At 68.7% G+C, this 14,234-nt stretch carries 11 protein-coding genes and 3 pseudogenes; 4 read left to right on the top strand and 10 right to left on the bottom strand.

Annotated elements, in window-relative coordinates:
- Positions 1–273 precede the first annotated feature (273 nt).
- The 5 genes and pseudogenes from OG609_RS23520 to OG609_RS23500 form a co-directional block, all read right to left on the bottom strand.
- Positions 274–1,401, bottom strand: coding sequence for an LLM class flavin-dependent oxidoreductase (locus tag OG609_RS23520; protein WP_327274628.1), 1,128 nt, complete (start codon positions 1,399–1,401; stop codon positions 274–276).
- 108 nt (positions 1,402–1,509) lie between these two features.
- Entirely contained in the window at positions 1,510–2,295 is a 786-nt protein-coding gene (locus OG609_RS23515) for an SDR family NAD(P)-dependent oxidoreductase (RefSeq protein WP_327274627.1), read from the bottom strand.
- 10 nt (positions 2,296–2,305) lie between these two features.
- A complete protein-coding gene (locus OG609_RS23510; protein WP_327274626.1) occupies positions 2,306–3,250 on the bottom strand; it encodes a TIGR03619 family F420-dependent LLM class oxidoreductase in 945 nt (314 codons plus the stop codon).
- A gap of 208 nt (positions 3,251–3,458) precedes the next feature.
- Positions 3,459–3,662, bottom strand: a pseudogene (locus OG609_RS23505) (isocitrate lyase/PEP mutase family protein); the annotation flags it as partial.
- Positions 3,663–4,228: 566 nt separating this feature from the next.
- A pseudogene (locus OG609_RS23500) lies at positions 4,229–4,369 on the bottom strand (aminoglycoside phosphotransferase family protein); the annotation flags it as partial.
- 217 nt (positions 4,370–4,586) lie between these two features.
- On the opposite strand from OG609_RS23500, the gene OG609_RS23495 reads away from it, so the two are divergent.
- Positions 4,587–5,078: a hypothetical protein gene (locus tag OG609_RS23495; protein ID WP_327274625.1), complete on the top strand. Its 492-nt coding sequence runs from the start codon at positions 4,587–4,589 to the stop codon at positions 5,076–5,078.
- Positions 5,079–5,233: 155 nt separating this feature from the next.
- Here the strand turns inward: OG609_RS23495 and OG609_RS23490 are convergent, their stop codons facing one another.
- The 3 genes and pseudogenes from OG609_RS23490 to OG609_RS46260 form a co-directional block, all read right to left on the bottom strand.
- The gene (locus OG609_RS23490) at positions 5,234–6,055 is read right to left on the bottom strand and encodes a M23 family metallopeptidase (protein WP_327274624.1); all 822 of its coding nucleotides are present in this window, start codon (positions 6,053–6,055) and stop codon (positions 5,234–5,236) included.
- Positions 6,056–6,381: 326 nt separating this feature from the next.
- Entirely contained in the window at positions 6,382–6,534 is a 153-nt protein-coding gene (locus OG609_RS23485; protein ID WP_176740255.1) for a hypothetical protein, read from the bottom strand.
- 1,392 nt (positions 6,535–7,926) lie between these two features.
- Positions 7,927–8,088: pseudogene (locus OG609_RS46260) on the bottom strand (SH3 domain-containing protein); the annotation flags it as partial.
- Positions 8,089–8,573: 485 nt separating this feature from the next.
- Here OG609_RS46260 and OG609_RS23475 point away from each other — a divergent pair.
- Entirely contained in the window at positions 8,574–9,749 is a 1,176-nt protein-coding gene (locus OG609_RS23475; RefSeq protein ID WP_327274622.1) for a glycosyltransferase, read from the top strand.
- A 154-nt stretch (positions 9,750–9,903) separates the two neighbouring features.
- Here the strand turns inward: OG609_RS23475 and OG609_RS23470 are convergent, their stop codons facing one another.
- Positions 9,904–11,130 (bottom strand): acetyl-CoA C-acetyltransferase, encoded by a 1,227-nt coding sequence (locus OG609_RS23470; RefSeq protein ID WP_327278152.1) that lies wholly within the window; start codon positions 11,128–11,130, stop codon positions 9,904–9,906.
- Between the two features lie 112 nt (positions 11,131–11,242).
- On the opposite strand from OG609_RS23470, the gene OG609_RS23465 reads away from it, so the two are divergent.
- Complete coding sequence (locus OG609_RS23465; RefSeq protein WP_327274621.1) at positions 11,243–12,562, top strand: 3-oxoacyl-ACP reductase; 1,320 nt, start codon at positions 11,243–11,245, stop codon at positions 12,560–12,562.
- Between the two features lie 6 nt (positions 12,563–12,568).
- Positions 12,569–13,432 (top strand): MaoC/PaaZ C-terminal domain-containing protein, encoded by an 864-nt coding sequence (locus tag OG609_RS23460; protein ID WP_327274620.1) that lies wholly within the window; start codon positions 12,569–12,571, stop codon positions 13,430–13,432.
- 10 nt (positions 13,433–13,442) lie between these two features.
- Here the strand turns inward: OG609_RS23460 and OG609_RS23455 are convergent, their stop codons facing one another.
- The gene (locus tag OG609_RS23455) at positions 13,443–14,078 is read right to left on the bottom strand and encodes a TetR/AcrR family transcriptional regulator (RefSeq protein ID WP_327278151.1); all 636 of its coding nucleotides are present in this window, start codon (positions 14,076–14,078) and stop codon (positions 13,443–13,445) included.
- Positions 14,079–14,234 lie beyond the last annotated feature (156 nt).

Here is a 14,234-nt window from a genome sequence, read left to right as displayed (position 1 = left end):
CGGGGTGCGCACGGCCGCGGTACGCACCCCGGCTCCACGGAGCGGCGGTCCGGGAAGACGCCGCTGTTCTCGGCCCCGCCGGTGTTTCAGGCGGGGTGAAATCAGCCCCGCCAACGCTTGAGGCGCGGGGTCCGGGACGGAGCCAAATTCAGCCCCGCCGGCGCTTGAGGCGCGGGGTCCGGGGCGGAGCCCCGGTTTCGGGAAGGGGCGGGTCGGGGGCAACGCCCGCCGCAGGCGCACCGAACCCGCACCCCGCCCCACCCCTGCGCCCCCCTACGCCCCCGCCGCCCCCCGGAACCGCGAGGTCCGGTGCACCGGGTCCGTGTCGATCTCCGGGATCACGTGCTCACCGATCAGCCTGATCGAGTTCAGCGTGTCCTCGCGGCTCATCCCGATCGGCAGCCCGAAGCTCAGCTGATCCGCCCCCGCCTGCTCCCACCGCTTGCACTGCCGCAGCACCTCGTCCGGATCACCGCAGATCATCAGCTCCTCGGCGATCAGCAGCTCGATGATCTCCTCGGAGTACTCCGGCAGCAGCTCGGGCCACTCCGGGATGCCCTCGGGCCGGGGGAACGTGTCGTGGTAGCGGAACAGCAGCGACTGCAGATAGTTCAGCCCGCCGCCCACCGCGATCTCGACGGCCTTCGCGTGCGTCTCGGCGCAGATGGCGGTGGAGGTGACCATGACGTTGTCGTTGACGAAGTCGCCGACGGGTTCGGCCTCCTTGACGGCCGTCTTGTAGGACTCGACGACCCACTCCATGTCGGAGACCTTCTGCACGCTGAAGCCCAGCACGCCGAGCCCCTTCCTGCCCGCCATCGCGTAGGAGGACGGTGATCCGGCCGCGTACCACATCGCCGGGTGCGACTTCCCGTACGGCTTGGGCAGGATCTTGCGCGGCGGCAGCGACCAGTGCTTGCCCTGGAAGCCCACGTACTCGTCCTGGAGCCACATCTTGGGGAACTCGGCGATGGTCTCTTCCCAGAGTTCCTTGGTGTGGTTCATGTCGGTGATGCCCGGCATGAAGCCCAGGATCTCGTGGCTGCCGGCCCCGCGCCCGGAGCCGAATTCGAAGCGGCCCTCGGAGAGGTGGTCGAGCATGGCGACCTTCTCGGCCACCTTCACCGGGTGGTTGACGGGTGCGAGCGGGTTGAAGATGCCGGATCCGAGGTGGATACGGTCGGTGGCGTGTGCGAGGTAGCCCAGGTACACATCGTTGGCCGAGAGATGCGAGTACTCCTCCAGGAAGTGGTGTTCGGAGGCCCAGGCGTACTTGAAGCCGGACTTGTCCGCCTGGATGACGTACTCGGTCTCCTCGATCAGCGCCTTGTGCTCTGCCCCGGGGTCGGCCTTGGCCCGTGCGGCGGGCACGTACCCCTGTACAAAGAGCCCGAATTCCAAGGGGGTTCACCGTCCTCATTCATTTCTGACACATCGTCAGATTGCGATGCGTCCGACTGTTCCACCGGCACCCACACCCGTCAATACCTGACGCATCGTCAGAACAACTCAGAACAGGCTGACGCCGGCCAGCCAGCCCCCATCGATGACGAACGGCTGCCCGGTGATGTACGAGGAGTCGTCCGAGGTCAGGAAGAGCGCCAGCGCCGCCACCTCCTCCGGCTGCCCGATCCGCCCCAGCGGTACGAGCTTGCGGTACAGCTCGGCCACCGCCGCCCTGGACTCCTCCGGGTCCGCGGTCGGGTCCAGCGCCGCCGGGTTGGTCATCGCGGTGTCCACGACCCCGGGGCAGACGGCGTTGACCCGTATCCCCTTCGCGGCCAGCTCCACCGCCGCCACCTTGGTCAGCCCGAGCACCGCATGCTTGGTGGCGGCGTACGCGCCCACGAACGCCATGCCCGTGAGCCCCGTGTACGAGGCGGTGTTGACGATGGTCCCGCCGCCCGCGGCCTCGATCTCGGGCGCGACGTTCTTGATCCCGAGGAACGCGCCCACCTGGTTGACCTGCACCACCTGCTGGAACTCCTCCAGCGGTGTGGTCACCAGCTCGTTGAAGCGGAGAATCCCCGCGTTGTTGACCAGTCCGTCGATCCTTCCGAAGGTGTCCTTCGCGGCGGCGACGGCGGCCTGCCACTCGTCCTCCCGGCTCACATCCAGATGAACGAACCGGGCGACGCCCTCCCCCAGCTCCTTGGCCAGCGCCTCGCCCTGCTCGTCGAGCACATCGGCGATCACCACCCGCGCACCCTCCGCGGCGAAGAGCCGCGCCTCCTGCTCACCCTGCCCGCGCGCCGCACCGCTGATCAGCACGACCCGCCCGTCCAGCTTGCCCATGGCCTGACTCCTACCTGTCGAGATGGGGTGCGACCTCGGCGGCGAACGCCGCCATCTGGTCGGTCAGTTCGCTACGGCTCCGACTGCGGAACCGCACCTGGATCTGGTGGACGCCCATGGCCCCGTACTCGCGCAGCGACTCGGCGAGGACCTCCGGCTTTCCGGTGAGGGCTCGCCGCCCGACGGACCACTCCGGCTCACCGACGTACAGCGGCTCGGTGATCGCGCCGATGACGATCGGGGCCTCGATCCCGGCCGCCTCGCGCAGCTCCTTCAGCCTGGTGATCTGTGCCGGCAGCTTCTCCCGTGGATCACCCTGCGGCAGCCAGCCGTCCCCCCGCACCGCGGCCCGGCTCACGGCGGCGGGCGAGGAGCCGCCCACCCAGACCGGCACCCGTTCCTGGGCCGGGCGCGGCAGCTGGCCGAGCCCGGCGAAGGAGAACCGTTCCCCCGCGAACTCCGGGTACTCCTCGGGACCGAGCGCCGCCTTCAGTGCGTCGATGGTCTCGTCGAGGACCCCGCCCCGCCCCTCGAAGTCCGCCCCGAGCGCCCGGAACTCCTCCGGTACGTGCCCGGCCCCGACCCCGAGGATCAGCCGGCCGCCGCAGAGGTGGTCGAGGGTGGCGTACTGCTTGGCGGTGGCCAGCGGGTGCCGCAGGCCGACGACGGCGACATGGCTCATCAGCAGGACCCGCTCGGTGATCCCGGCGAGAAAGGCGAGAGTGGCGACCGGGTCGTACCAGACGGTGCTCATGACCCCGGCGAGCCGCCGCGGAATCGCGACATGGTCGCAGCTCGCGAGGTAGGCGAAGCCGGTACGGTCGGCGGTGCGGGCGATCTCGGCGAGATCCGCGGGGGTGGCCGCGGCCTCCCACCCCTCCGCGTAGATGGTGCTCTGCGACTGGATCGGCAGCTGCATCCCGTACGACAGCGGCCCGGTGGGCAGTATCGGCACCGGACGGCCTCCTTCCCGAGGGAATCTGACGCATCGTCACCTGACGCGTGCGGGGGCCATCGTCGTACCTGGCGTCACATCAGACAAGAGGCGGGCGCGAACCGGCAGGCCGCCCGCCACACACCCGGGCGGCCTGCCGACCGGGTCAACCAGCGGCGTCCGGCGCCGATGAGCCCGTCGGACGGGTGGCACCATCGCCGGCATCGCTCTCGACGAAGGCGACCATGTCCGGCCAGGTGATGAAGCCGATGCCGGGGAGCCCGTAGCGGGAGGCGGCGAAGCCGAATCCGGACACGAAGAATCCGTCGTAGTGCCGGGCCGCGAAGGACACCGAATACATTTCGCAAATACCCATGAGAGGAGCCGTTCCCGGAGATCCGACTTCTTCCCTCAACGCACTTCCATAACGCACAGCATCTCCTCGCCAATGATTCGCTTATTCGTGAATCGGCGTCCGCCGCATCGCCGATGCACCAAATCGGCGATTCGGTAATTCCGTTTATGGAATAGGCGTTGAACAACGCCGTCTCAGGTGATGCGGAATCCGGCGCCACCGGGACCGGGAGTCACCGAGACCGGTGGACGAATCAGGGGCATGCGGATCGGCGATTCAGCAATTCACTGATGCGACGAATACTGAAACACCACGCGCAGCGCTCACTTGCGGAAAAGGCGACGGCACTCGTGCCACACAGGACACGAAGAACCGCCCTCTTCGTGAAGACGCGTATATCTATACAGACATGACCGCCGCTTTACCCCGGGACACGCCGCGTTTGACCCTGCGTACGAAACCGGAGGGTCGTTTTCCTTCGGACCATCCGACGCATCGCCGGAAGGACCGCCGACTACCCGACAGCGACGTCACGTCGGGGCGCTGTGGCGATGACCGCCGATCAGGCGAACCGGTCGAGCAGGCACTCCACATTGCCCTCCAGGCGCGCCGTGAGCACCTCGGGCGTCAGATCGGTCCGCCCCCACGTCCAGCCGTCGCATCTGCGAGGTCCATCCGCCGCGCAGCCGCTCCGCGCCCTCGATCCGCTCCCCGGGCGCAAGGACCTTCTCCACCCACGTACGCGTCGCCACCCGGCCGAGGTCACCGCCTGCCGCTTCGCCCAGGCGTGGAGCGTACTGACCTCACTGACGCGGAGAACGGCCGGCAGAGGTTACCGGAAGCCGGCGCCAGGCGGGACGACGTCCACTTCGACACGTCCCTTTCACCTGAAGGGTGGATACGCAGGTCGTTCGCCCCTGGGCAGGCTTCCCGCGCTCGGAAGCAGCACAGCCGAGCAGCGTTCGAACTCGCAAGACAGACAAGGAGCACATCTTGAAGCGCATGAGACTTCTGTCCGCCCGCACGGTGATCGCCGCTACCGCTTCGGTCCTGTTGGTGGCCGGTACCGCGCAGGCCGCACCGGCGAAGTACGCGCGGCACGCGGACGCCGCCGCCCAGTTGAAGAAGGCGGGCATCACCTGGACATCCAGCGGCAACTGCTCCGACTGGAACAAGAAGTCGTGTACGTCGTTCACCCAGATCAACAAGGCGACCATCGCGGGCACGATCGCCTTCAAGAAGGCCAGCGGCTGCAAGGTGATCGTCACCGGCGGCACCGAGAAGGGCCACAGCCCCGGCACCTACAGCCATCGCAACGGGTACAAGACGGATATTTCCACCAAGATCTCGTGCGTCAACACCTACATCACAGGCAAGTTCGCCAAGGCGGGGAAGCGTAGCGACGGGGCCGCTCTGTACAAGTCCCCCGCCGGCAACGTCTACGCGCGGGAAGGCAGCCACTGGGACATCACGCACTACAACAGCAAGGCGTAGCGGACACTGCCGCTTCTGACGGGGGGCTTGCGGCATCGGACTGCGGCACGCATGTGAAGGAGCAGCCGTCTCCTTCACATGCGGCCGCGACGCCGGACGCCATTCCCGTCCGTCCTCGACCCGTGGACGGGAGTGGCATCGGCCGGGCGTGCCGGTCAGCAGTCCGGGATCACCGTCCCGTTGTTGTCTCTCGCCTCGTCGTTGCCCCAGCGCGACAGGTAGTACGCCGAGACATACGCGCCGCGCCCGTTCTTGCCCGCGTACACCGTGTCCAGGTCCGTCTTCAGCCACCAGTGGTTGTAGCTGGAGCCGGAGCCGACCTGGGCGCCCCACACCTTGCAGTAGACATAGTTCGTGCCCGCGTTGAGGACGCCCTGCGCGTCGCCCGTGCCGGCCGCCGCGTAGCCCGTGGCGTCGGCGAAGGTGTCGACCCAGTACGTGCCGCCACCGCCACCTCCACAGCCGTTGTCGCTGGTCAGGTACTTGCTGTAGTACGAGCCAGGGTACGGGGCGAGTGACTGGCCGTTGATCGCGATGGTCTGACCGACGCCGTTGTACAGCTGCTCGTAGTGGATGTGGGCGCCGCTGCTGTTCCCGGTGGAGCCGGTGACGCCGATCTGCCGGCCCTGGGAGACGGAGGCGCCGTCGGCGACGGAGTACGAGGCGAGGTGGAAGTAGTAGGTCTGCCAGCCGCCACCGTGGTCGATGGCGATGTAGTTGCCCGCACCGCTGGGCTGGGAGTAGCGGTGAGCCGTCCCGCCGGACGAGGCGAGGACGGGAGTGCCGGCGGTGGCGCCGCCGTCGGTGCGGACGAAGTCGAGGGCCTGTCTTACTTCCGCCGAGTGATGACTGTAGGTCCAGGTCTGGCCGCAGGGGAACGGCGCCTTGAAGTTCGGTGCCGCGGCGGCGGGGGTCGCGGTCAGCAGTCCTGCGACGAGGGCCACCAGGCCCAGCAGGACGATGCGTATCGAGCGCATGCGCGGTCAACCTCCGAGTCGAATCCGAGTGGAGTACCGGGGGTACGGGGGACAGCAATCCGGGTTGAACGGACCCAAGAGTGCCGGAAGTTCAGCTGCCCCAATAGACCCGACAGCCCCCGAGACCCGAGCCGACCGCTTCGGAGAAGTGCGGCCGGCGTGCGCCGGTGCGGTCGCACCGGATGGGAACTCGGGGGCTGCGGAACTCGACGGAGACGACATGGAGCTGCCGCAGCAGAAGACCCTTCATCTGCTGCGGCAGCGATCACAGGGACTGTCCCGAACCTTGCGCGGGTTCCCGTCCATTCCCCTTGGAACTAGTTACGTCACGGACCGACGGTGCCAGGAATGCAGACCGCGTACGACTGGACGGTCTGCGCGGTGGCGCCATTGTTGTATGCGGAGACGTGCCAGGTGTTGGTGGCGGTGTCCGGGTAACTCGCGGTCCAGATGATGTCCGGGTTCTGCAGCTGGCTCACGGCACCTCCCCCGGTCAGCACGGTTCCGGCAGGGCACACGGCCACGATGTCCGTGGTGCTACCCCCAGCGGGCACAGACGTGGCGTTGCTGTTGGCCTGCACGGACGGGCCAACAGGTCCCGTCGGGCCGGTGGCACCGGTGGCACCGGTGGCACCGTTGGTGCCATTGGTGCCGGCCGGACCCGTCGCACCCGTCGGACCCGCAGGACCGGTAGCACCGTCCGCACCGTTGGTACCGGAGGCACCCGTCGCACCCGTCGGACCCGCAGGACCAGTAGCACCATCGGCACCATTGGTACCGGAGGCACCCGTCGCACCCGTCGGACCCGCAGGACCAGTAGCACCATCGGCACCATTGGTACCGGAGGCACCCGTCGCACCCGTCGGACCCGCAGGACCAGTAGCACCATCGGCACCATTGGTACCGGAGGCACCCGTCGCACCCGTCGGACCCGCAGGACCAGTAGCACCATCGGCACCATTGGTACCGGAGGCACCCGTCGCACCTGTGGCACCCGTCGCACCAGCAGGCCCAGTAGCACCCGTGGCACCGTTAGCACCGTTAGCACCGGTGGCACCCTGCAGACCCGTCGCACCCGTCGCACCAGCAGGCCCAGTAGCACCGGTGGCACCGTTAGCGCCATTGGCACCTGCGGGACCCGTCGGGCCAGTAGCACCGTTAGCACCGGACGCACCGGTGGCACCGGTGGCGCCCTGCAGACCCGTCGCACCCGTCGCACCCGTCGCACCAGCAGGCCCAGTAGCACCCGTGGCGCCGTTAGCGCCGTTAGCACCGGACGCACCGGTAGCACCGGTGGCGCCCTGCAGACCCGTCGCACCCGTCGCACCCGTCGCACCAGCAGGCCCAGTAGCACCCGTGGCGCCGTTAGCGCCGTTAGCACCGGACGCACCGGTAGCACCGGTGGCGCCCTGCAGACCCGTCGCACCCGTCGGACCGGTCGCACCGGTCGGACCGTGAGCACCAACAGCACCGGACGCACCGGTGGCACCGGTGGCGCCCTGCAGACCCGTCGCACCCGTCGGACCAGCAGGCCCAGTAGCACCGGTGGCACCGTTAGTACCGTTAGTGCCATTGGCACCCGCCGGACCCGTGGCACCGGTGGCACCGTTAGTACCGTTAGTGCCATTGGCACCCGCCGGACCCGTGGCACCGGTGGCACCGTTGGTACCCGGCAGACCCGTCGCACCCGTCGGACCAGCCGGCCCGGTCGCACCGTTGGAACCCGCCGGACCCGTCGGACCCATGGGCCCCGTCGGGCCGGTGTCGCCCGAGCCCGGGTAGTCGTCACAGAACGGCACTGTGGTCTGCGTCGAGATGTAGCGGGCGCTCATCCAGCCACTGCCGTTGGACAGCAGGTACCAGAACGAGTTCCCGTCGACGTTCTGGCCGACCACCTTGCAGGCGATGGAAACCGCGCCGCCGGACGGCACGTTGCCCACGATCTGCGACTGGGTCGTGGGACCGCTACGGATGTTCTGAGAGGTCTGGGAGGTGACCGTCCCGGACACGCTGGCCGCCACCCGGCCGGCCATCAATCGGTTGGCCGCCTGCGAACCCGTGGGGTTCGGTGCTCCGTGAGCGATGTCCATGGGGCACAGCGTCAGGGTCACACCCAGCGACATGGCACCCAGGGTTGAACGGGACAGAATGTCCCAGCTTCTCGATTTGTGCATCTTCGGATTCCTTACCGGGTCTGCGTGGATCGGAGCCGTGACTGTGACAGCCGCAACAGGGCAAGGGCATATGCGCCACGCCGATGATCTACCGTCTGGGTGCTGACAGCTCCCCTTGTGAGTGAGTAAAGCTTCGACCATCTGCCCCTATTCGCATATTAGTTAGGCTCGTTGGCCATTTCCCCCGGCCACCTGAGCACCGTCGAGAATTCCGTGTCGCGTCGCGGCCACCGGATTCCGGCGCACTAGCGTCAATTTCCTCGGTGACCGGATCGGCCGATCCCGTACACCGCACCAATTCGCCATGGAGCGTTACTCCATAGAAGTCAGATCGGGAGATGTATATGACAAATCTGATCGACCGTCCTACCGAAGAACGGCCATCCGCCCTGCATCGCAAGCCGTCGATCTGCCTGTGCATGATCGTCAAGGACGAGGCGAAGGTCATCGAACGATGCCTGAACTCCGTACGCGACCTGGTGGACACATGGGTCATCTCCGACACCGGCTCCCGTGACGGAACACAGGAGCTGATCCGCGCCACGATGAAGGGGATCCCGGGGGAACTCCACGAGGACCTCTGGGCCAACTTCGGCCACAACCGCACCCTGAACATTCAGCGCGCACGCGGCAAGGCCGACTATCTCCTGCTCATCGACGCCGACATGGCCGTCCGGCGGGAGGGCTCACTGTCCGAACTGTCCGAACTGAGTGCCGACTCCTACATGTTGCGGCATCTCGGCGCCCTCGAATACCGCATCCCCCGGCTGGTCAAGGGAGACATCCCATGGCGCTACGAGGGTGCGACCCACGAATTTCTGACCACCGCCCAGCAGCACACTGTTGCCGATCTCTCGGCCCTCAGCATCGAGCATTTCGCCGACGGCGGCTCGCGCGGGGACAAGTTCACCCGGGACGCCCGCCTGCTGCGCGAAGACCTCAAGCGCAACCCGGACAATCCCCGCACGGTCTTCTACCTCGCGCAGACTCTCCGTGACATGGGTGAGACCCGAGAAGCGATCGCGGCGTACGAACGTCGGGCCGACATGGGCGGATGGGACGAGGAGGTGTACTACGCCCTGCTGCAAGTGGGAGTGCTCAAGGCCGACTCCGGTGACTGGCCCGGCGGCATGGACGCTCTCACCCGTGCATGGGAGAGCCGGCCGCAGCGGTTGGAGGCCTGCTACGAACTGACCTGCCGGCTAAGGAAGATGGGACGCTATCAAGCGGCCAACGCAGTCGCCGTCGCCGGTCTCAATCGCCCTGTCCCCGAGGACTGGCTGTTCATGGAGCCCTGGATCTACAGCTGGGGCCTGCTCTTCGAGCACTCCATCACGTCCTACTGGACCGGCGACGCGCGCGGATCACTGGCTTCCTGCGATCGTCTCCTCGCGTTGCCCGACCTGCCGGCCGACTACCGCGAACAGACCATCAGCAACCGTAAGTTCGCGGCCGACCTTGTCGCCGCACGCTCCCGCCGCTCGGCACCCGCCACCTTTGCCCGCCCGAAGACCGCATGACAGGCGCGCGGGACGGCTGAGGGGAAACCGGGAGAGGCGCGGAACAGGTCCGGCCTCGGTGACGATGTGCCGCCGCTTGCCGGGTCCGTCCGGCGGCCGGTTCGTCCTCAATCGCCGGACGGGCCGGATTTTGGCGCCTGTCCGGTTCGGTGCGTCACGGGCGTTCGAGAATGGCTGTGACGCCCTGGCCGCCGGCTGCGCAGATCGAGATCAGGCCCCCGGACGGGGCGTCGCGTTCGGCGAGGAGTTCGGCGAGGGTGGCGACGATTCTGGCGCCCGTTGCGGCGAACGGGTGGCCGGTGGCGAGTGATGAGCCGGTGATGTTGAGCTTGTCCCGGTCGACGGGGGCGAGGCCCTGCTTCTCCCAGGCGGCCAGGGTGGCAAGCACCTGGGAGGCGAAGGCTTCGTGGATCTCGAAGAGATCGAAGTCCTCGATACCCAGCCCGGCACGCTCCAGCATCCGCGGTACGGCGTACGCGGGCGCCATCAGCAGTCCCTCCTCATCACCCACGTAGTCGACGGCGGCTGTCTCGTACAGAGACAGGTACGCGAGCGGTTCCAGGTCGTGGGCCCGGGCCCAGTCCTCGCTCGCCAGCAGTACGGTCGCGGCGCCGTCCGTGAGCGGGGTGGAATTGCCCGCGGTCATCGTCGCGCCGGGGTGGTCGGTGCCGAACACCGGCTCCAGCGTGGCGAGTTTCTCGACCGTGGAGCCCGGGCGCAGGTTCTGGTCGCGGGTCAGGTCCCGGAACGGGACGACGAGGTCGTCCAGGAAGCCGCGTTCGTACGCGGCCGCGAGGCGCTGGTGGCTGGTGGCCGCGAGGAGGTCCCGGTCCTCACGGGTGACGCCCCAGCGGCGGGCGGTGATCGCCGCGTGGTCGCCCATCGAGAGGCCGGTGCGGGGTTCGGCGTTGCGCGGGATGTCCGGAACAAGGTGCCGGGGACGTACCCCCGCAAGTGCCTTGATCCTGGGCCCTGCTGATTTTGCCCGTCGGGCGGTGAGCAGCAGTTTGCGCAGCTCGTCGTTGACGCCGAGGGGAGCGTCGCTCGTGGTGTCCATCCCGCCCGCGATTGCCGAGTCGATCGCACCGAGCATGATTTTGCCGGCGGCGGCGATGACGGCCTGGAGGCCCGTACCGCAGGCCTGCTGGATGTCGTACGCGGGGGTGCGCGGGTCGAGTGCCGAGCCGAGTACGGTCTCGCGGGCCAGATTGAAGTCGCGGCTGTGCTTGAGGACCGCGCCCGCGACGAACTCGCCGACCCGCTGCCCCTGGAGTCCGAACCGCTCGACCAGGCCGCCCAGCGCGGCGGTGAGCAGCTGCTGGTTGGAGGCCTGTGCGTAAGGGCCGTCGGAGCGCGCGAACGGAATGCGGCTGCCGCCGATGACCGCGACCCTGCGGGGCTGTGGGAGTGCGAGGGGATCATCTCGACCAACTCCTGACTCTTGAGTAACCTTACTCTTGAGTAAATCTACGACCGAGCAGGGAGTCCGGACAATGGCCGACCACTATCTGCACTTCACCGGCACAGCACCCGGCCGTTTTCTGACCCGGAGGCTCGGCCTGCCGCAGCCCGCCCCGTTGCGCCGCTGGTCGTTGGAGACCCGGTCGCTGGACGGGCCGCTGCTGCACCTCACCGCCGGGGACTCCGCTGTCACGCAGGAGCTCGACGCACTTCTCGCGGCGACCGGACTCGAAGTCACCGGGCGCGGCGAACGTCCTGCGGGGATTGTGGTGGATGCGACGGCCGTTGACACCCCCGGCGGGCTCGGCGATGTCCATGCGGCCCTGCACCCGGTGGTCCGCTCGCTGGCGCCGGGCGGGCGCATCGTGGTGGTGGGGGTGCGGCCGTCGGCCGACGACCATCATCAGGCCGCCGCCCAGCAGGCCCTCGAAGGATTTGTACGCTCGCTGGGCAAGGAGATCGGCAGGGGCGCCACCGCACAGTTGCTCCGTATCGCGCCGGATGCCGTCGCCTCGGCCGGGTCCACCCTCCGCTTCCTGCTCTCGCCCCGGTCCGCGTACATCAGTGGTCAGGTGATCGAGCTGACCGCGGCCGCACCCGATCCCGTCGCCGACTGGGCGGCACCGCTCGCCGGGCGCATCGCGCTGGTCACCGGTGCGGCGCGCGGCATCGGCGCCTCCGTCGCCTCGGTCCTGGCACGGGACGGCGCTCAGGTCATCTGCCTCGACATCCCGCGGGCAAAGGACGAGCTGACCCGTACCGCCGACCGGCTCGGCGCCACCGCGCTGCCGCTGGACATCACCGCGGCGGATGCCGCGGAACGGATCGCCGCCGCGGCCCCCGGCGGTCTCGACGTCCTCGTCCACAACGCGGGCATCACCCGCGACCGTCGGCTCGCCAACATGCCGGGCGACCGCTGGGACTCGGTCATCGACATCAACCTCGACAGCGTGCTGCGCACCACGGACGCTCTGCTCGAGGCGGGCACCGTCAACCGCGGGGGCCGGATCGTCGCCACCGCATCCATCGCCGGCATCGCGGGCAACAACGGCCAGACCAACTACGCGGCGAGCAAGGCGGGCATCATCGGCCTGGTCCGTTCGCTGGCTCCGCGCGCCGCCGCCGACCACGGTGTCACGGTCAACGCGGTGGCCCCCGGCTTCATCGAGACAAAGATGACCGCGGCCGTCCCCCTCCTCATCCGGGAGGCGGGCCGTCGCATGAACTCGCTCTCACAGGGCGGCCTTCCGGTCGATGTCGCCGAGACGACCGCCTGGTTCGCCCAGCCCGCGTCGACGGCCGTCAACGGTCAGATCGTGCGGGTCTGCGGCCAGAGCCTGCTGGGGGCGTGACGTCCGATGACGACTGCTGCCCCTTCCCGGACCCTGACGGCATCACTCGTACGGGGCGCGCTCACGTCCCCGTTCAAGCGCGCCGGCCGGTCCGGTGCCACGCTCACCGCCGACCGGCTGACGGCCGGAAACGTCCGCATCGCCCCCGGTGCCCTCGCCTCGTACAGCAGGATCTGCGGCTTCCCCGAGTCGGGCCCGCTGCCGCTGACGTACCCCCATGTGCTGGGCTTCCCCCTCGCGATGCGGCTGATGACCGGGCGGAACTTCCCGCTGCCGGTCGTCGGGCTGGTCCACACCTGGATCGAGATCACCCGGCACCGGGCTGCACCCGTCAGGGATCCGCTCGAACTGACCGTGTACGCGGACACGTTGACGCCGCACCGCCGTGGCACCGAGGTCAGCATGGTGACGGAGGCCCGTTCGGGCGGTGAGCTGGTCTGGGACTCGCGCAGCGGCTATCTGTCCCGCCTCCCGGCCACGAACGCTGTCGCTCCCAGCGCCGTCGGCGCAGCCCCTGCCACCGAGCTCCCCGCCGTCGCCGAGTGGCGGCTCCCCGGCGATCTGGGACGTCGCTACGGTGCGGCGTCCGGTGACCGGAACCCCATCCATCTGTACCCGCTGACGGCCCGGCTGTTCGGCTTCCCGAGGGCCATCGCGCACGGCATGTGGACGGTCGCCCGCTGCCTGGCCGAGGCCGCCGATCCGGGCCGGATCCGTTCCGTACGCGCCGAATTCAAGGCACCGGTCCTGCTCCCGGCGACGGTGACGTACGCGGCGGACGGATCGGGCTCCGCCTTCCAGCTCCGCAGCGGCAGCCGGGTCCACCTCACGGGATCGACGACGCGGGACGGTGGAGGAGCGGATCCGTGACCGGCCGCTGCTACCTCTGACCGGCGGACTGGCTCGGCGGCAGCCACGGGCGACCGTGCATGAGGTTCCCCAGACCCGCCCAGGCGAAGTTCATCAGCGTGGCCGCGGCTTCCTTCGCCGAGACGCCCGGGGTGTCGTTGGCCCAGCCGGCGAGCGACTCCGCGGCCCCCACGAGGGCCTGCGCCAGACCCGCCACATCGCGGTCCGGCAGGGCCGGATCATGGTGGGCCTCACGGGCCGCCGCACCGATCAGACCCGTCACGAACGCAACGATCTCGTCGCGCATCACCATGACCTCGGTGGCGAACGGCTCCCCGTGCGTACGCGCCTGCCGGTGCAGTACCGCCCAGCCGTCCGGGTTCTCCGCGGTGTGCGTGAAGAATGCCCGTAGCCCCGCCCACAGTTGCCGATCCGCCGGAAGCTCCGGCTCCACCCCCGACTGCACTGCTGCGACCAGCGCTTTCGCCTCGCGCTGGATGCAGGCGGTGAAGAGCTCCTCCTTGGAATTCAGATACAGATAGACCAGCGGCTTGGACACCCCGGCCAGCTCCGCGATCTCGTCCATCGAAGCGGCCCGGTATCCGCGCTGCCCGAACGTCCGTACCGCGGCGTCCATCATCTGCTGCTCGCGCACGGCACGCGGCATCCGTTTGCTCTTCACAGCACCCACGTCCGACTTCCTCCCGCCCCCGCTGCCCCACTCCTCGGCAAGAGTACGGCGCAGGCCTCTTGCCCGTCGTACGGAGAGGACTTCCGCGGCCGCCGAGTGGCCGGTTGCGCCCCGCCGAAAGTCATGTCTCCC

The organism is Streptomyces sp. NBC_01224, from assembly GCF_036002945.1.
Taxonomy (GTDB): Bacteria; Actinomycetota; Actinomycetes; order Streptomycetales; family Streptomycetaceae; genus Streptomyces.
This window is presented reverse-complemented; position numbering and strand designations above follow the sequence as displayed.

Coding starts and splice junctions, on each gene's coding strand:
- OG609_RS23515 (WP_327274627.1), bottom strand. CDS start 2,295: ATGGGCAAGCTGGACGGGCGGGTCGTGCTGATCAGCGGTGCGGCGCGC.
- OG609_RS23495 (WP_327274625.1), top strand. CDS start 4,587: ATGAGACTTCTGTCCGCCCGCACGGTGATCGCCGCTACCGCTTCGGTC.
- OG609_RS23490 (WP_327274624.1), bottom strand. CDS start 6,055: ATGCGCTCGATACGCATCGTCCTGCTGGGCCTGGTGGCCCTCGTCGCA.
- OG609_RS23475 (WP_327274622.1), top strand. CDS start 8,574: ATGACAAATCTGATCGACCGTCCTACCGAAGAACGGCCATCCGCCCTG.
- OG609_RS23465 (WP_327274621.1), top strand. CDS start 11,243: ATGGCCGACCACTATCTGCACTTCACCGGCACAGCACCCGGCCGTTTT.
- OG609_RS23460 (WP_327274620.1), top strand. CDS start 12,569: ATGACGACTGCTGCCCCTTCCCGGACCCTGACGGCATCACTCGTACGG.
- OG609_RS23455 (WP_327278151.1), bottom strand. CDS start 14,078: ATGCCGCGTGCCGTGCGCGAGCAGCAGATGATGGACGCCGCGGTACGG.